Here is an 18261-nt window from a genome sequence, read left to right on the forward strand (position 1 = left end):
TCCAAAGGGGTAAATCTTCGCAACTTTTTTATAAACATCGCGACTTTATTTTAAATCCACAAAAACTTGTGGGTTTGAAATAAAGTTTGATCAAAAATATCCCGTAGAACTTCATTTTAGGCAAAATAAAAAGAATCCTTTTTGAAAAAAGATTGATCAAAATGGATTCTTCTTCTATGAATTAGTATACACTTTTATAAAAAAGTTTGATCATTTTCTACCTTTTAATCTTGAAAGTCCACCATAAACCATCCCCAGTCATTTGTTTCATCTGATAACGGTTTAAAACAATAAAAAATTGATAGTTTCAAAATACAATTCTCCTAGTTTAAATAATATTGTTTGTATCCACCATCTTCAATACAAACCCTTGAATACTCCCTATGTGATCTGAAGTGCCTAATTTTAGATTCAATCATGATGTTGATAGATTTCCTCCTTTTATTTAGCAGAATGTTCCATAATACACTAATATAAACGTGGGAAAATATCCATTAAAAGAGCCGGACCTTCCAGCTGACAAGTCGTTCCGGTGAAATGAACTAGCCAATCTTCTTAACCAAGACTTTCGCCGGTGTTCCTTCTTCTTTTTCACCTAAAAATGGATAGTATAGCTCATTAACGTGAATCATTTAAGGTCCAAAGAACCATCTTCAAATTAGGAATAACGTTCGATTGAATTCTAACATTTGGAAGGTTTATTATATAAATATAGCGACCCTATTTAAAATATTGTCACTAAACTTTTACTTTAGTGAGAATAACTTCATGATCTGACCCGTTGGTCAAGCGGAAAAGACGTCGCCCTTTACAGGCGGAGACATAGGTTCGATTCCTATACGGGTCATTCTTTATCTCCTTAATTATCGAATTATACCGAACTTATCAGCCGGAAGATGTAAACGCTTACCTAGACTTTTATCACCCTAGAACAACCACTTGATTATGCTTTAAAATACTGTACATCTTACCACGGATCACAGTATTTTAAAAATAAATTTAGAAAGGGGTTGCTTTGCATGCCTGAAAAGTTTGATTTGGATGTACAGGCATTGGAAGGTGGCAGCGAGGACGTTGAGCCTCAAGTAACAAGTGCATTTCTGTGTACACCAGGATGTGGCGACACAGCCACATTGTGCACTAGTTGTTTCTTTGCATGTGCATAACAGGGTTACACAACTAGGAGAAGAAGAGAGTATTACCCTCTCTTCTTCTAACCTAATTTATGCTTATTGTTCCCAGTTTATGCACCCTTTAGACAAATTTACTATCAAGAAAGGATGGTATATATGGTAAAAATAAAAGAAAGAAGGCAAAACACTTCTAAAAAATCGTTGTTATATAGTACGCTTCCTTTTTTTATGGTACGTAGACCATTATTATCATTGGAAACATTTGAACAAATTAAAAGTGGCGATTCCTTCATAACATCCTTAAACGATTTGCTCAAAGATAAATACATTAGGGAAGCCATCGCTGTGGCGAGCCCAAGTTTACACAAATCACTTACTAGACTAAATGATAACACAGATGATAAAAAATCGAAACAAGTTGCTTCCAGTCTTTTAAAATATATTTCCCGGATGGCTTCACGCCCAACCCCGTTTGGCCTATTTGCTGGTGTCGCAGTAGGTGAGTTTTCAGAGGGTACAAGCATAGAAATGGAATCCCCTGTATATTTTCAAAAACGAACACGACCTGATATGGAATGGCTTCTTTCTATTATTCATCGTTTAGAACAACGCATTGATATCGTTAAACAGCTTCGAGTTACTAGGAATCATGCTGTTCAACATGCTGGCAATCGGCTAGAATTGAATATCCCGACTTTTGCGGGACAAGCCCAAAACCAAGAAGGTACGGAAAAAAACAAGATTTCTGTCAAGGCTACCTCAGCTGCTTTATTGGTACTCGAACAGTCTAAAAATCCTATAGGATTTGATAAGTTAATAAATAATTTACTCACTGAGTATAAAGGCGAGGCCGATGAAAGGATTATCGAAAAATTCTTATGGACATTATTTTCAAAAGAATTTTTAATTAGTGAGCTTCGTCCCCCATTAACAGTTTCCTCACCTTTAAGATATGTCATTATGCAACTGGAATCTATAAAAGGTGCAGATGAAGAGAAGCAGCTATTGAACAAAGTCCTTTCCTTTACTGAACAATATGACGCATGTTTATTAGGACAAGGCACTGACACCTTTTACCAAATGACAGATTATATGAAAAAGTATGGAGAGTCAAAATCAACTACCCAGGTTGATTTATCTCTTTCAAATGGAAAGATTGAATTAAATAATGCTATCGGTGAAGAAATTGCACGGGTTGGAGAAAAATTGTGGAAACTCTCCACCTCGGAAAAAGGATTCTCGCATTTAAGAGAATACCATCTCAATTTCCTTGAAAAATATGGAGATTCTTGTGATATACCAATTTTAGAATTATTGAATGAGGAAACAGGCCTCGGCGTTCCGCCATCTTATTTGGAATCTAAATCAAAAAAAGGTCCGATAAGCCCGCAAAAAGAACAGAAGTTGATTGAACGAGAGCGTATTCTCATGGAGAAGATAGAAGCCACCCTAATCAATCAGGAAATGGAGTTAGAATTAACGGATGATCTTATCGAACAACTTGCTGTTAAAGAAAAGGATACAAATGAAGCCCCTGATTCAATGGAGATTTTCGCAGAGATACTTGCCCCTTCCTCGGAAGCAGTAGATAATGGGAATTTTACTATTGTTGTTAACCCAAGTTCAGGTTCCTATGAGGCCGGACTATCCTTTGGACGTTTCTTGGATATGTTTGATGACAAAACCCAGAATGATGTGAAAAAGGTGAAAGAAAATCAGCAAAAATATCATCCGGATACAGTGTTTGCCGAGGCTACATATATCCCAAAGTATGGTAGAACAGCAAATGTAATGCTTACTCCTAGTTCCAGAGATTATGAGATTGCTATAGGTACCAATAATGCTAATGGAAAAATCCCTTTAACCTTAGATGATATATTTGTATCCGCAAATCAAGATAGATTGTATTTGAAATCCCGTTCACTCGGTAAAGAAATAGTGGTCACTGCTGGTCATATGTTAAATTTTAGTTCGTCACCCCACCTCTATCGGTTTATGCGCGAACTTACATTTGAAACTGTGAGCAGTTGGCAGCCTTTTGAATGGGGAACACTTGAGCAATTAACCTTTTTGCCACGATTACGATATAATCAAACAATTCTATCACCAGCAAAGTGGCACTTATATGCTGCTAATTTCACATCACATGAAATTCAAGACAATGAAAGATGGCGTGTCGAATTTAAACAATGGCGCGAAAAATGGGGTGTTCCCCAACATGTTTACATGGTTTTTGCGGACAATCGCATACTCCTAGATTTAGAAAAGTATGAATTTGTAGATGAAATAAAAAATGAAATTCTAACAAAAAAGGCTGTTACGCTGCATGAGATGTTACACACATTTGACGAAAGAGGAATTATAAATACTAAAAACCACTATGAAACAGAATGCGTTTTTCAGATTGAAAAAAATGATAGAAACATTATTCCAAACAGGGTATCGCCAGTAACAAAATCCTATTCTATTGAGGACAAAATGAAGCTTCCTGGCAGTGAATGGATTTTTATTAAACTATACGGTGGAAAAGATAGGCAAGATGAATTGATCTCAAACAAACTGTTTCAGTTTTCCGAAAAAATAATCCAAAGCGGTTATGCTACAAACTGGTTTTTTATGAGGTACAGGGATCCCGACCCACACATTCGTTTAAGGTTTAATGGTGATCCGAATAAATTAACGGAGAAGCTATTGCCATCTTTACATGAATGGGGTCATGGTTGTGTCAATGAAGGGCTTATTAAAAAAATGACCATTGATACCTATGAGCGTGAAGTGGAACGATATGGTGGACCAGCATTGATTTCTGAAGCCGAGAAGGTCTTTTATTTCGATAGTAAGGCCACGGTTCCTTTGATTTATTTGTTACGGTACGATAAAACAGAGTTTCCTAATTATATCCTTGCAGCTATTAGTGCAATAAATATCATGACCCAATTCAATCTGTCCTTTTCGGAACAATTGGACTTATTAAATCAATGGATTGATAAAGACAGTTATAGGAAAGATTTCCGGCCTTGGCGGCGTGAATTAATGAGTATTTTTACCACCAACGGAACCGGCCTTATTAAGAAACAAAATGGAAAAATGATAGTCCAAGCGTTTCAAAAACGAGCCGAAAGCCTTCAAAACTATAAAATGGAAATTGTTAAGCAAGGCAACAACGTTTGGAATGATTTTTCTAACATTATTTCAAGTACTATTCATATGCATTTTAACCGCCTTTTAGGCACCAATCGTGAACTTGAAAGGAAGTCTCTGGCATTTGCAAGACATACAATCTATAGCTTGGTGCAATATCAGAAACAGGGAAAGTAATAGCGGTTAGGTTTTATGCTTTTACCCAAGGGCAGGAGGAATTATTGTGAAGAACTTACTAACAGAGAAAAATGAGACTATAAGAAATTTGAGTTTGGAACTTACAAATAGATTGCGAGACCCTATCCAAGTAAAAAAAGTGGTGACAGCCTCTAACAATCTTTCAATGATTGGTGGGCACCCTTGGAATGATGTTACATTATCTGCTGGTTATCCAGCAACCATTCTTCTTTTTACCGAGTGGGATCGTTTATATCCAAATGATGGATGGGATTTAATTGCCCACAAACATCTATTGGCTCTACAGGAAGGTTTAAAAAAACATGGGTACCATAATAATATATCCATGTTTGGTGGGCTTTCCGGTATAGCATTTGCTGTACTATCTGCCTCTCGCTCCGGAACAAGATATACAAACTTTTTATCAAAGTTGAATGAACTTATGATCAATAAAGTTAATAGTCTCCTGAATGAGGTGACCCATTCCAACAAAAAGGGAGTATCCCCTGCCTGGTATGATGTGATTATGGGTATTACAGGTGTCGGTAGATATCTACTTGAATTAAAATCTGATATTAAGGCTAGATCAGCATTATCCAATATTCTAAGGCACTTTGTACAGTTAACACAGTCCATTAAGGTTCATGGATATACTGTACCCGGATGGTACATTCCTCAGGAAAATCAATTTACAGATTATGACAAGAGCAGATTTCCCAATGGATCTTTCAACTGTGGGTTATCCCATGGGATTCCAGGGCCCCTTGCATTAATGAGTATTGCACTGCAAAAAGGTGTTGAGGTAGAAGGTCAAAAAGAAGCAATACAATGTATTTCTAAATGGTTGATTGACCATGCATGGGAAGATGAACATGATCTACTTTGGCCGATGATGATTCCATTTGAAGAAGAAACCTTTCAAGAATCGAGAAAATTGGGTAAAACGAGGGATGCGTGGTGCTATGGAACCGCAGGCGTTTCAAGATCACTGTTTTTAGCTGGTCAATCACTCCAAGATGATCGGCTATGCAAATGGGGCGAAAGAGGATTTGATGCAATTTTTTCAAGGACAGATGAACAATGGGGATTAGATGGCCCTACCTTTTGTCATGGGTATTCGGGATTGTTGCAATTAACTATACGAATGTCCCAGAATTCTAACAAGGATCGTTTCATTGATTATACACAAATCGTACTTGATAGATTACTAAGAGAGTATGAACCTGAATCCGCCTTTGGCTTTAGAGACATGGAGGGCGACATTCCAATAAATAAAGCTGGTTTATTAGATGGAGTAGCTGGCATTGCCCTTTCTTTACTATCTGTAACTGCGGAGAAAGAACATACCTGGGATTACCCATTTCTCATTGCCTGAACCAATTTATCATTCAGGATGCGCGGTCTGCTGTATTTGTATATGAAAAACCCAAAATGGAGAGAAAACAAATGGACAATAAATTCAATCCGAATGGGTGGCGTCAATTTATTGATCTTATAAGGGCGACCCATCCATCAAAATTAAGGCTAATCATTGCCATTTCTATGAGTGTGGTCACAACCCTTGTTGGCCTAATAATTCCGTTATTCACCAAAAACCTAATTGATAATTTCTCAATTGATTCCTTTAAGCCGATTACAATTGTCTTATTGGCCTCTGCTTTTATTGTTAGAGCAATTGTAAGTGGTTTGTCTATTTATCTGCTAAACCATGTTGGCCAAGATGTTGTCGCCAAACTTAGAAATCGCTTGTGGAAAAAGTTTCTTATCTTGCCTGTTCCTTATTATGATAATCACAAAACCGGTGATATGATTAGTCGTATGATAAGTGACACAGGGGTTGTTAAGGGAATTATAACAAATCATTTAACAAACTTTTTCACTGGAATTGTTTCGGTTATTGGATCCGTTATCGTTTTATTTATTCTCGATTGGAAAATGACCTTAATTATGCTTACAGTTGCGTCATTGTCACTTTTCGCCCTTATTCCTTTGGGAAGGCAAATGTATAAAATATCAAAAAGTCGCCAGGACGAATTGGCTCAATTTACTGCATTAATAAGCCAAGTACTTTCGGAAATTCGCCTAGTCAAGGTTTCGAATGCAGAGTCAATGGAATATAACAATGGAAATAGAGGGATTACAAATCTATTTCAATTTGGCATACGTGAAGGTAAGATTCAAGCATTGATTTCCCCGTTAACCTCACTTATTAGTATGGTTCTTCTTGTTATCATTATTGGTTACGGGGGAATGCAGGTTTCTTCTGGAGCGTTGACGGCTGGTGAGCTTGCGGCATTTATTTTGTATCTTTTTCAAATTTTCATGCCAATGACGCAATTTACCTCGATGTTCACTCAACTACAAAAGGCCAAAGGAGCTACGGAAAGAATTATTTTGACACTTAATAATAATGAAAGGGATCTCAACAAAGGACAAGAGTTGCAGAATGTTATTGAGCCCATTGTAGTGGAAAATCTAACGTTTGCTTATGAAAACAATAAGACGGTATTAAATAACATCACATTTCGGGCTGAACCAGCAAAGATAACCGCAATTATTGGTCCCAGCGGTGGTGGGAAAACCACCCTTTTCTCACTTCTGGTTAGATATTATGAGCCATTAACAGGTGCAATAAAGCTTGGAAAAGAACCGATTGATAACTTTTCACTCCATTCGTGGAGACAGCATATTGGTTATGTTTCACAAGAAAGCCCGATTATTGATGGAACAATTCGGGATAATATTGTTTATGGTCTTGACAAGGAAATTGATGATATTGAATTAAGAAGGATTGCGGAAATGGCCTATGCCGATCAATTCATTAACAAATTTCCTAAAGGGTACGAAACACAAGTTGGAGAAAGAGGTATGAAATTATCGGGTGGACAGCGCCAAAGAATTGGCATTGCACGAGCTTTGTTGAGAAACCCCCAAATTTTAATGCTTGACGAAGCTACATCTAACCTTGATAGCAAATCTGAAATCTATGTGCAAAAAGCATTGGATAATCTTATGAACGGCAGAACAACACTAGTAATTGCTCACCGTCTTTCTACTGTGGTAGATGCTGACCAAATTATTTTTCTTGAGGACGGGGTTATCACTGGTAGGGGAACCCATGAAGAACTTTATCAAATGCACGATATGTACCGCGAATTTGCAATTCAACAGCTGCAGGTTGGAAATTCCAAATCTAGTCATGATGAACCCGTTAGAGCCTCACATTGAGTATTAATAAACAGTTTATATACAAATTTTGAAGGGGACAAAGCTTTTGAAAGCTATCCCCTTCTTTTTCGTTCAATTCTTGTCCCACTTAGGAGTTCATAATAAAATGTTCTTTTCTGGTGAGTAAGTCTCCAAATAAAATGAAAGTAAAATAAAATTTGAATGACAATAACAAAAAATATCCCTAAAAATTTCACATTATGATCCGTCTCCGTCCGCATAACTATATAAATTGGCAAATATGTCAATAGACCATAACCAAAATAAAGGGCCGCATTTCTAATCAAAATTTCCTTGAAACTTAGTTTGCTGGATTGCCCAGAAATTTTTAGACGAACAATGTACATGCCTATAGTTCTACCATTTGTAAGGAAAACAAGGATAATGAAATAGAGAAAATAAACACCGAAAAAGGTGATTGGAAAATATATGAAGCTTTCTAGCGTTTGACCAACAGTAAGATTAATCCATGAGATTACTGAATTCACTATAACCATATCAAGGAAAAATGCCAAAAACCGATGAACAAGTGACACTGGCTTTTCCCCTAAATCCACACCAATATCTAATTTCCCTTTGCTCGGAAATAAATAAAGAAAAATAGGGGCAATAAGAAAGCCTACTATTGCACCACCCGTGTTTAACATAAGATCATCTACATCAAACAGACGATAAGGACAATTGTACAGCCCATATAAACCTGTCCCCTGTGTGATTTCAAAAAACAAAGATACAGAAAATCCGATAATCGCTGAAACCCAAATCCTTTTATACTTAAAAAAGTATCTTACATATACACCCAACGGTAACAGCAGGATAAAATTAAATATAGCTTGGAGAAAAGCTCTCTCAGTCAATAAATGAAGGTAAGTAGACGGAACAGCCAAACTTACACTTGTTTCCTTCAAAATATCATGAATAAAAGTAAATGGAACAAAATTATAAAGGACAGTACCAGGTGCCTGTAAAGAACAGGTATCCCTTGTTGATGGAAAAGGTAAAATCACTAAATACAAGGCGGAGATACAATAATATAAAAATGAAAATGTAATAAACACACGAAACTTGTTAACGTAGCCGTGTTTTCGATAGTTAAATATCAAAAATGGAATAGTAAGGATCATAGCAACAAATAAAAAGGCTATAAAGGCCTTCTCAATTGAAAAAACATAAGTTTCCATTCCCATTTCCTCCTTACCTGTATATAATCTTTGAAGCCTACATTTCATCCGACATCAAAAGATAAAACGAGAAAACCGTTTTCTGATACGGCGTGCTCGTTACAAATATTTCTCCATGTTGTTTTTCCACAAGCTGCTTTGTAATACTTAAACCTAAACCATTTCCCTGCAAATGGTGACTACGAGAAGCTTCCCCGGTGTAGAGTCTTTCAAAAATGTAGGGTAGATCGACTTTTGAAATTCCTTGTCCGCAATCCCATACATCTACCCATACCTTTTCTGACTCTTTACACATTGCTATTCCAACCTCACCGCCTTCCTTGCCGTATCGGAGTGAATTGGAAATCAAATTATTTAAAATCCGTTCAATGCTATTAGGATCAGCCCATACATATACAGATTGATCTGGGATTTCAATTTTTGGTTCAATGCCAAGATTTGAAAAGTCTTGATAAAAACTAACAAGAATCTCCTGCAATCTCACAGTTAAATTGACTTTTTGAAACGTAATCCTAGTGTCACCCGTTTCCAACTTAGCCAGTGTAAAAAAATCCTGAATGAGTTTTGTTAACCGTTGTGCCTTTTGAAATGAAATACTTAAATACTCCTGCCGCGTATCTTCACAGAGAGAATCATCCTCTTTCAGTACCTCAATGTATCCCAAGAGTGATGTTAATGGTGTTCTAAGGTCATGGGCAATATGCGTCATTATCTGTTTATGTACATTTTCTAAATGGTTAGTCCGTTCATTGTTGGCATCAATTTGATCAATAAGATTGTTTAATGCCCTTCCAAGTTGAATCAGTTCCTGTTCCTTGGTTCTAAGTCGAAAGTATGCATTTATTTGATCTTTCTGCATAATTTGTTTTAATGTGTAATTGATTTTACGAACTTGCTGTGTGTAATGATAATGCCGAACAATAATAAAAACGCATATAATTGCAAGTACCACAGAGACAATCCATCCCATTATCATTTCGTATCATTACTACCTAATCGGTAGCCAATTCCCCAAACAGTTTGAATATATTTGGGATTTGAAGGGTCTTTTTCAATTTTTTTACGTAATCTACGAATGTGAACCATAACAGTGTTTTCATCCACATCAGAGGAAAAAGGTTCCTCCCATACCCGTTCAAAAAGCTGTGATTTCGTGAAGACACGATGAGGCTCAGACATTAGGCTTTTAAGTACAGCGAATTCCTTAGCTGTTAACGATTTAGTCAACCCTTCTACTTTTACCTCAAATGTATGCAAATCTAATTCCAAACCGTGGTACTGTAACAAGGAAGATGTACCCTCTTCACCTGTTGGCTGATAATATAAATACCGACGTAGTTGGGCTTTCACACGTGCAATAAGCTCACCAATTAAAAAGGGTTTGGTAAGATAGTCATCGGCACCTAGACCAAGTCCCACTACTTTATCTGTTTCTTCATCTTTAGCAGACAAAATAAGTACTGGAATTTGTTGCTTGCTTCGAACTCTTCGTAGTATTTCAAAACCATCAATGCCTGGAAGCATTAAATCCAAAATAATTAGCGCATAATTGCGATGGGTAAAATAAGTATAGGCATCGTCACCATTCCCAACTGCATCGACATGGAAACCTTCCTTTTCAAGTTCACGTGTTACCAATCGTCTTATTTCTTCATCATCTTCTACGATTAAAAGGTTAACCACCTCCATCAATATTCACCTCGCCTAAAGTTTTTACATTATTCTTTTCTATATCTTCCATTCTGTATTCCATAGGAAAAGTTTATCTGTCTACAACATCCATTTTTATATAGTGATGATATCCCAATAAGCCACTAAAAACAATCATTATCACTGAAACATAAACGCCTGGAATCCATGGGGAGATATTCGATAGGTTTTGGGGATAATGAGAAAAAAGATATGGTAATAACCACGGATCCAATGTGATATATTTCGGTATGGTGCCAAAAAGAGCACTTATAAATAGGACAAATAAACTTACCCCCAAACATAAGGCATATTTTCTTAACCAAATACCTATCATTGCTGAAATTGGACTTAATGCACCGAAAAAGAGGATTACCTCGATTGACAGCACCAATTGATGTATCAAAATAGAGAATGATAATGGTTGCGCCAATAATAATAAACCTGTAGCCAAATCAATCCCGAATGATGCAAGTAATATTAGTGCAATAATTAGAAATGAGGTTATTAATTTTGCGAAATACCACTGGCCACGACTGAATGGATAAGCAAACAAATTACTAACACCCTTTTCCTCATAATCGCGGACAAAAAGATAACCTGTTAAAAAGGTAAAAAAAGCAGGATGAATCCATAAATTCATATATTGCGCGTTTAAAAATTCATTCCAGTTTAGGCGTTGCGTACTTCCTTGTAAAAAACTCCAAAACAAATGAACTGTCAATAAAGCAATAATAGCCCATAATATTTTAGAACGTTTAAATTTATATAATTCCATATATATCTGGGTTAGCATTACCTCAACCTCCACCATTAACTGGATAAAATAACCGGCTCCGTCACTACCTGTTACCTATTAATTCAACAATATAATTCTCAAGGGATCCCTTTGAAACACTTAATTCGCTAACGTTTACATCATTTGTTACAAGCGTACGGGTGATATCCGCCGCATGATCTAATTGTTCATAAATTTGAATGATTCCATCCCTTGGAACTTTAAAATCTGTAATTTGCAAGCCTTGTTCTAATAAAAAAGAGGCTTTTTTATCATCATCCACCCTAAGATAAAGAAATTGGCGTGTTTTCTCTACTAATTCCCTATGTTCCATTACACTAAGCAACTTTCCCCGACTAAGAACTCCAATATGAGTTGCGATGTGTTGTAGATCATCTACTGAATGACTAGTCAGCACAATTGTGATATTTTTAGTATTGGCTAGTTGCTGAAATAAACTGCGAACAGTTTTAATTTCCACCGGGTCGAGACCATTCATTGGTTCATCTAACAAAAGTAGTTCCGGTCTATGAAGTAAAGCACGTGCAATACCCAACCTTTGCTTCATACCTAGGGATAGAGCTGAATATCGGGTATCCCTCCTATTATCCATATCAACCATTTTAATTGACTCGGAAACTCTATTTTTTTCAAGAATACCCATTAGCCGTCGATGTAACTCAAGATTTTCATACACAGTTAAATTTGGAGCAAACCCTAATTCTTCCCCCATAAATCCAATTCGTTCAAACAAGTAATACGTTTTTCTCGGGGACAGTTCCCCGAAAAGTTTAATTTCACCCGAAGTTGGTGAAACTGTCTCCATGATCATCTTTAAAATAGTCGATTTCCCTGAACCACCTCTTCCAAACAATCCATAAATTTGTCCACGTTCAACATTCAAGTTGACACGGTCAACCACTGTATTCGTTCGGTAAATTTTTGTTAAGTTCTTTGTTTGAAGCATATGGTCATGCTCTCCCTGTTCATTTTTGTTAAGTAATTCAAACACGATACACTAAGTCCTTACATGTTATTTTACTTCCCTACGTTGAAACCACTGAACGCTGGCTAACCCAATTATCACACATAAAATAACCGCAACAAGCAGTACTAGCCAAAAAGTAATAATAGAAAAGCTACTAGGAAGATTTTCTGTTACCAAACCATGTGCAATATAGGTAAGTCTCATTGGCCATGACCATGGAACATACGTCCAGACTCCACCACCTACAGTAGTCCCCCCAATAATCGATGCTATTAGAATACCAATGGCTCCAAATCCAGTAGATATTGCCCAACCAAATGATTCAGCAAGCCATAAGGAAACGAATAGCAGTGGAAGTCCCGCAATCCAACCTACGCCTATGGCAAAAATGAATTCTTGTAGGGGAAATCCATGTGGAATCCCCAGAATTTGGCCCGATGAATACATCATAACAATTAGTATAAGTGTACTGAAAAAGGTTTGCATGACTAAAACCAAAAGTTTTGATCCATATAGAATTCCAGGGGCCCTATCTCTTACACGTAGACCACGCCATTTACCCGAGGAATTCTCAATATTTGCAGCTAATCCGGAAATAAGACCCCAGCCAAAAGGAATCCATACCCCCGACCAAACCTGTCCAGTGATATTAAAAATTTTAATCCATGTATTAGAGTCCACTGGCTCAAGGGAGGCATAGTAGGTTGAAATAAGCACTACCAAGATGGGAGGAATTATAACTAGCCATAGTATTGGAGTTCGTTTGTATTTTAACCATTCCGAGTGAACCGCCTTAATCATCTACCGTACCTCCCTACGCTTAAACCAAAACGCCCCTATCGCTAATAGGACAGCAGAGCCAACAATACTGAGGACAATCGCATTTGGAATAACACTTAAATCCCAAAATGGGCTGTTTTTTTCTAAGGGTAATCCATTTGCATGGAAACCTAAAATTGGTTCTAGTGTGCGTATTGGCCATCCCCAGGGATTAACCAACCAGAAGGACATTTCTGCCATTACTACCCCGGATACCAAGCCAACCAATCCAATACAAACAGTTATTCCATATCCAAAAACATTGGCAATCAATAACATAATGGCGAGTTGTGCTAATGCCGTCAACCAAGCAACAATAAATCCAGATAGCACTTCTTGCCATGGGAAGGTTCCAGATACCTGCCAGAAGTTCAACAAACATACAAACAGGACAAAAAGTACACTAGCAATGAAAGTTTGTGCAGCTAATACAGCATATTTTGCCAGATATAATTTCCCAGGATTAACCGAATAAGCACGCAATACCTTCCAAGCCCCCGAACGCCTTTCATACGAAACAGATTCAGCCACAAGCAATGTAACTCCAAATGGGATCCCTAGAACCGACCACCAATTAAAGACGTTCATCCACGTATGATCCCATGTCGCACTTGATGGACTTATCATATTAAATATAGACTGTGCCAGTGCCAAAAGGAATGGTCCGCCTATAATGAACCATATTGACAATGCCCTGCGGTATTTCATCCATTCAGATTGAATAAGTGCCATCATACATACATCCCCCCCTGAGGACTTTGAACATATCGTAAGAAAATATCCTCAAGATCTTCTCCATCCTTACCTTCATTCATCAACGCTTCAAGTGATCCTTGGTAGCGAAGTTGCCCCTGACTGATAATGCCGACATCCTTTACAATCTGTGATACCTCCCCAAGTATATGGCTAGACAAAATTACTGTTATGCCTTGTTCTGCAAAAGAACGAATCAAAGAACGCATTTCACGGATGCCCATTGGATCAAGGCCATTTGTTGGCTCATCCAGAATAAGAAGTTTTGGGTGATTCAGTAAAGCAATCGCTATACCCAATCTTTGTTTCATTCCAAGTGAGTACTGCGAAGACCTTTTTTTACGACTAACATCTTGAAGACCAACGATCTCAAGCACTTCATTAATTCGTCGCTTTGGCAATCCAAGCAAGCGACGGTGGACTTCAAGGTTTTCCCGACCAGTTAAATGGCCATAGAGTGCAGGATTTTCAATTAGTGTTCCAATTTTGGATAAGCTCTTTCGTTGCCAGGACTCTTCAAAAAGGTTAATTTTTCCGGAGGTTGGATGCAGAAGACCTACAAGCATTTTTAAAAGTGTAGTTTTACCAGCACCGTTTGGCCCAAGTAATCCATATACTCTCCCTTCTAAAACCTCTATATCCAGAGCTTTTACTGCTTCCTGTTCACGAAAACGCTTAGTAAGCTTGCTCGTCTCGACTATTGTCTTCATTTTCATTTCAATTTCTCCTGTCATTTTAAAGTATTAAATCTGAATTAATTTCATTTTACAAAGCATTTCTTAAATCATGTTGAAGAATTCCTTACAAAAACCTTACAGATGACAAGGCAGAACTAAAAGACCTGAAAAAGGTTCCAACTCAAGACCTACTTTACGATACCAGGATTTATGGAGAAGACATAAAAACAACTAGACCAAAAATTGATCTGGTTAAAATGGAATTACTAATATCCTAATAATAATTTTTTACAATGCCTTTCTCTTTAGAACAATTTATTTAGTAAAAGTGCAGCTCGATGGCTAATCCCTTTACGGCTATGTTTCGATTTGACAACGCTAATACCCTTATTTGTGATTGAATTTACTAATTTGTTGGTCCACGTTCCACAAGCACTAACAAGACCCACAAGCAAATGGTTATATATAGAATCCCAATTTTGCTCGGAATTCGAAGATAGAACAATCGTCGACAATGGACGATATTCACGTTCCACCTCAATAATATTAAAACGATTACCATTCATCATAAATATTTCAGCAATTACGTAACCCCTTTTGGTAATACCGTCGCTTAACTTTGTATATTTTCTCTCCCCAAGACCTTCTGGCAATACATCTGTAAATGCCCGAATTGCCCTTACCTCCGGATGTTGCTCCAATACCTTTAAGACATTGATAAAATCCTTCAACTCCCCTTGCGCCTTAATTTCATGCAGCATTTGATGCCCCAACCCTTTCGCCAGTTGTTGGCCACCACTATCTGCCGTAGAACGAATGAAATCATCTTCACCATAGTATCTTTTTGTATTCTCATCCTCTTCCGTTCGTTGTTTTAAAGATCCTCGTTTTATTCGTTTGACCTTTGGGACAGAAGTATATTCATGCCCTAATTGATTCATCTGTACTAAATCAAAATCCTCAGTAGCTCCATCTAATTGTTCATCTAATGTAAATCCTTCTTCGTCACCGTTTTTATTTAAGGAACGATATGTATGTTTCTTTGCTTCTTTCGACCTTTCTTTATCCTGTATGTCAGGGTGCGAAATGGAGATATTTTCATAAGGAATATGTTTATTTTTCACATTAACAATCTGTAAAACGGTCCATGTATTATTTTTCTCCTTTACACGTGCTGTGATAGTAATGGGCTGTGTAAAACTCCATTCAAACCTCAATGTCTGTTCTTGCAACCATGTGAATGCCAAGCTTTCATAAACCTGTCGCAAATCACGATTGGTTAATAACCAAACCAATTGGTAAATAAACGGTGTTTTTGTGTATTTTAACTCATACAGTGATGAAAAGCTTAGATGAATTTTATTCGGTTCGTATGTTTCCGTGAAGAACTGCGGAAATGAATTGGATTCAAACAAGCGATATAAAAGAAATCCATTTGGTGCTAATATACTGCGTAACACTTCAATGACTGGTAAAATGACATTCCTATCGCCAAAAGGAAATATGAAACTGCGTGAGGTTGTAGAATCGTTACTTCCCTGGATCTTCCAAGGCCTCTCGTAATATTTGGGGCTGTTAGGATAAATAGTAATGTCTATTTCCTGTGCCCCTTGTGGTGGCTGACTTGTGGTGATCACACCATCACTATAATAATGCTGGATAGCCAAACAAGGTAATGTACCCCAATCCAGTAATATTTTCTTTGTACCTTCCTTTGCACGAAAGTACGCATACAGCATTATTTTATTATCATAACGAAAAGGATCACCAACCCAAATTAGCCTTGCCTTTTCTCCTTTCCCAAATGGCCATTTAATTTTAACTTGTTGAACGCTCATAATTATCCACTTCCTGTTTCATGTGTATATACGCCTCTAAATGCGGTTTTACTTCATGAAAATGATGAGATTTAACAGCACCTATACGCTGGACTTTCCACAATACAATCGGTTCTTTCTCTTGCAGAATCCGGTCTATGATTTTACAACAACGTCGAATTTGAAATTGCGGAACGGTTTCTTTGATTTCGTTTAAAAGCTTTTTAGTATTTGGCAGTTTGTCAAGATGTTTCTCTATGTTAGATAAAATCCCTAACCGTTTACCGATAAGAGAATTTGTGATCCTGACAGGCTTTTCCAACATCGTCAACTCGTTATATAGCTGTTTTATTTTTGCAGAATACTCATCATCCCTTGCAGACCAATCAACAATCGTATTAGTAACTGTCTGTCCACGTTTTTTCGGAAGGTGTTTGAATAACCATTCCCTATCATGACGATACAAGTAAATATATTCCCTTTTAAAACGTTCCCTTATTTGTGTTCTTGAATCATTAGGGTATTGTTGTATCCCTACCAGCAGTTGTTGCCGGCATTGCTGTAACATTGGATGATTCCCTTTACTTTCAGTATTATCTTTTTGTCCATTCTCGGATAAATATTTTTTCACTGTCTTAGAATCCACACCAAGCATTTCAGCCATTGCTCGTATGCTTAGATTCCTATTATTTGCTAGAGCATGTAATCTGGCCTTCCACACATCCCCAAAAGCTTTTAACCGACCTATACGATACTTATCCTCTCTCGATTGATCAGGACCCTTTCTGGCATAGATAAAACCGCAGGTACACTCGAACGTACCAATAGGGGCTGTTGATTTATAATCCCTTGTAATATTTACATGATGGATCACCAGTTGCTTATAATGATCAGCGGTCTTATTTAAGCATGGCCAAGGACCTTCACCAAATGGACCTACATCCTCTTTAACATGTAAAAGCTCTTGTACATTTTTGCCCAAAAAGTATATTAGGAATAGATGACGCAAAGGGTGCACATGGCGCTTGTTATTACGGGTCAATACTTTTAACCAATTATATTCATTTTCCTCATTCAAACCCGACTCGTATTTTACTAGGAATCCTTTAGGGAATTTTGTTCGAAAAGCTTCAAATAATTTCTTTTGTCTTATTTGATTTGATGTGGTAATTAAATTGTTTTCTCTAAGAAGCAATCGGTATCTTTTAAAGACATCTTCACGTGAAATTGCCTCAATATCAACATTTAATAGTTGATATGCCATTATTGCCAGCCTTACCTGAATATCAAAATGATCTGGAGACTTCACTTCTTGTAGAGTAGAAAGATCCATTCTTTTTGCCTCAAAACGAATAAACTTGATACGGCTTTGCTCGTTAAAGTGATCCGGGTATTTTCTTAGTTGTAAATAATGGTGTGCGCACAGGTCTATACCTTGTAATTGGTGTTCCCGATGTATGTATGGTTCCCCGTATTTATCGATATCTGCCCGGGCACATTGTGGACAGTAATGTAATCCATCTTTCTTGCAAATACCTCCTGCCACTATACCCAGCCTTGTATAAAGACCTTTTCCATCACCCTGAACGTCATGCATAATCTCTTGTTGTCGCTGTTTAGAAAGGAACGGGGCGTAAAACGGATAAATGGTATGTTTTGCTAATAAATTCATTACCGAAAACTGATTTCCCATCTGTCGGGTCAAAGCATGAAAATGGCTGCCAATCTCTACACTCGGTATTACAGAGCGATTTTGAAATACTTCTTCCAACGTATCTTTGTAATCAATATTTCCACTGTAAAAGTGATAACGGGCAATTGCAGAATAGATCAACTCATCTGGGTATGGATCCGTAAAAAATGACAGCATTTGATTTCCT

Annotated in this window: 14 protein-coding genes; 4 read left to right on the forward strand and 10 right to left on the reverse strand. The window is 37.2% G+C overall.

Annotated elements, in window-relative coordinates; all coding sequences use genetic code 11:
* Positions 1-1019 precede the first annotated feature (1019 nt).
* The 4 genes from AC6HVZ_RS16995 to AC6HVZ_RS17010 all read left to right on the forward strand — a co-directional run bounded on the left by AC6HVZ_RS16995 (position 1020) and on the right by AC6HVZ_RS17010 (position 7679).
* Complete coding sequence (locus tag AC6HVZ_RS16995) at positions 1020-1166, forward strand: gallidermin family lantibiotic (RefSeq protein WP_497559319.1); 147 nt, start codon at positions 1020-1022, stop codon at positions 1164-1166.
* 123 nt (positions 1167-1289) lie between these two features.
* Complete coding sequence (locus AC6HVZ_RS17000) at positions 1290-4451, forward strand: lantibiotic dehydratase (protein ID WP_497559320.1); 3162 nt, start codon at positions 1290-1292, stop codon at positions 4449-4451.
* A gap of 46 nt (positions 4452-4497) precedes the next feature.
* Positions 4498-5826, forward strand: coding sequence for a lanthionine synthetase C family protein (locus AC6HVZ_RS17005; protein ID WP_497559321.1), 1329 nt, complete (start codon positions 4498-4500; stop codon positions 5824-5826).
* Between the two features lie 56 nt (positions 5827-5882).
* Positions 5883-7679, forward strand: a complete 1797-nt coding sequence (locus AC6HVZ_RS17010) for an ABC transporter ATP-binding protein (RefSeq protein ID WP_497559322.1) — start codon at positions 5883-5885, stop codon at positions 7677-7679.
* Positions 7680-7732: 53 nt separating this feature from the next.
* Here AC6HVZ_RS17010 and AC6HVZ_RS17015 read toward each other — a convergent pair whose 3' ends face one another.
* The 10 genes from AC6HVZ_RS17015 to AC6HVZ_RS17060 form a co-directional block, all read right to left on the reverse strand.
* Positions 7733-8860, reverse strand: a complete 1128-nt coding sequence (locus AC6HVZ_RS17015) for a VanZ family protein (protein ID WP_497559323.1) — start codon at positions 8858-8860, stop codon at positions 7733-7735.
* 37 nt (positions 8861-8897) lie between these two features.
* A complete protein-coding gene (locus AC6HVZ_RS17020) occupies positions 8898-9830 on the reverse strand; it encodes a sensor histidine kinase (RefSeq protein WP_497559324.1) in 933 nt (310 codons plus the stop codon).
* Between the two features lie 2 nt (positions 9831-9832).
* Positions 9833-10549 (reverse strand): response regulator transcription factor, encoded by a 717-nt coding sequence (locus AC6HVZ_RS17025; protein ID WP_497559325.1) that lies wholly within the window; start codon positions 10547-10549, stop codon positions 9833-9835.
* A 73-nt stretch (positions 10550-10622) separates the two neighbouring features.
* Positions 10623-11327, reverse strand: coding sequence for an ABC transporter permease (locus tag AC6HVZ_RS17030; RefSeq protein WP_497559326.1), 705 nt, complete (start codon positions 11325-11327; stop codon positions 10623-10625).
* A gap of 64 nt (positions 11328-11391) precedes the next feature.
* Positions 11392-12294, reverse strand: coding sequence for an ABC transporter ATP-binding protein (locus tag AC6HVZ_RS17035; RefSeq protein WP_497559327.1), 903 nt, complete (start codon positions 12292-12294; stop codon positions 11392-11394).
* Positions 12295-12360: 66 nt separating this feature from the next.
* Positions 12361-13116 carry a lantibiotic immunity ABC transporter MutE/EpiE family permease subunit gene (locus tag AC6HVZ_RS17040; RefSeq protein WP_497559328.1) on the reverse strand — a complete coding sequence of 252 codons (756 nt, stop codon included), beginning with the start codon at positions 13114-13116 and terminating at the stop codon, positions 12361-12363.
* Positions 13117-13869, reverse strand: a complete 753-nt coding sequence (locus AC6HVZ_RS17045) for a lantibiotic immunity ABC transporter MutE/EpiE family permease subunit (protein WP_497559329.1) — start codon at positions 13867-13869, stop codon at positions 13117-13119.
* Positions 13866-14597, reverse strand: coding sequence for a lantibiotic protection ABC transporter ATP-binding subunit (locus AC6HVZ_RS17050; protein ID WP_497559342.1), 732 nt, complete (start codon positions 14595-14597; stop codon positions 13866-13868). Before AC6HVZ_RS17050 ends, AC6HVZ_RS17045 begins: the two co-directional genes overlap by 4 nt.
* 272 nt (positions 14598-14869) lie before the next feature.
* Complete coding sequence (locus AC6HVZ_RS17055; RefSeq protein ID WP_497559330.1) at positions 14870-16402, reverse strand: Tn7-like element transposition protein TnsE; 1533 nt, start codon at positions 16400-16402, stop codon at positions 14870-14872.
* Positions 16383-18251, reverse strand: coding sequence for a TnsD family transposase (locus AC6HVZ_RS17060; protein WP_497559331.1), 1869 nt, complete (start codon positions 18249-18251; stop codon positions 16383-16385). The genes AC6HVZ_RS17055 and AC6HVZ_RS17060 overlap by 20 nt, the downstream gene beginning before the upstream one ends.
* Positions 18252-18261: the final 10 nt, after the last annotated feature.

Source organism: Oceanobacillus sp. NCCP-135 (assembly GCF_059698015.1).

Excerpts from the sequence above, each read along its gene's own strand:
- AC6HVZ_RS16995 (WP_497559319.1), top strand. The coding sequence starts at position 1,020 with ATGCCTGAAAAGTTTGATTTGGATGTACAGGCATTGGAAGGTGGCAGC.
- AC6HVZ_RS17000 (WP_497559320.1), top strand. The coding sequence starts at position 1,290 with ATGGTAAAAATAAAAGAAAGAAGGCAAAACACTTCTAAAAAATCGTTG.
- AC6HVZ_RS17010 (WP_497559322.1), top strand. The coding sequence starts at position 5,883 with ATGGAGAGAAAACAAATGGACAATAAATTCAATCCGAATGGGTGGCGT.
- AC6HVZ_RS17015 (WP_497559323.1), bottom strand. The coding sequence starts at position 8,860 with ATGGAAACTTATGTTTTTTCAATTGAGAAGGCCTTTATAGCCTTTTTA.
- AC6HVZ_RS17020 (WP_497559324.1), bottom strand. The coding sequence starts at position 9,830 with ATGGGATGGATTGTCTCTGTGGTACTTGCAATTATATGCGTTTTTATT.
- AC6HVZ_RS17025 (WP_497559325.1), bottom strand. The coding sequence starts at position 10,549 with ATGGAGGTGGTTAACCTTTTAATCGTAGAAGATGATGAAGAAATAAGA.
- AC6HVZ_RS17030 (WP_497559326.1), bottom strand. The coding sequence starts at position 11,327 with ATGGAATTATATAAATTTAAACGTTCTAAAATATTATGGGCTATTATT.
- AC6HVZ_RS17035 (WP_497559327.1), bottom strand. The coding sequence starts at position 12,294 with ATGCTTCAAACAAAGAACTTAACAAAAATTTACCGAACGAATACAGTG.
- AC6HVZ_RS17040 (WP_497559328.1), bottom strand. The coding sequence starts at position 13,116 with ATGATTAAGGCGGTTCACTCGGAATGGTTAAAATACAAACGAACTCCA.
- AC6HVZ_RS17045 (WP_497559329.1), bottom strand. The coding sequence starts at position 13,869 with ATGATGGCACTTATTCAATCTGAATGGATGAAATACCGCAGGGCATTG.
- AC6HVZ_RS17050 (WP_497559342.1), bottom strand. The coding sequence starts at position 14,597 with ATGAAGACAATAGTCGAGACGAGCAAGCTTACTAAGCGTTTTCGTGAA.
- AC6HVZ_RS17055 (WP_497559330.1), bottom strand. The coding sequence starts at position 16,402 with ATGAGCGTTCAACAAGTTAAAATTAAATGGCCATTTGGGAAAGGAGAA.
- AC6HVZ_RS17060 (WP_497559331.1), bottom strand. The coding sequence starts at position 18,251 with ATGCTGTCATTTTTTACGGATCCATACCCAGATGAGTTGATCTATTCT.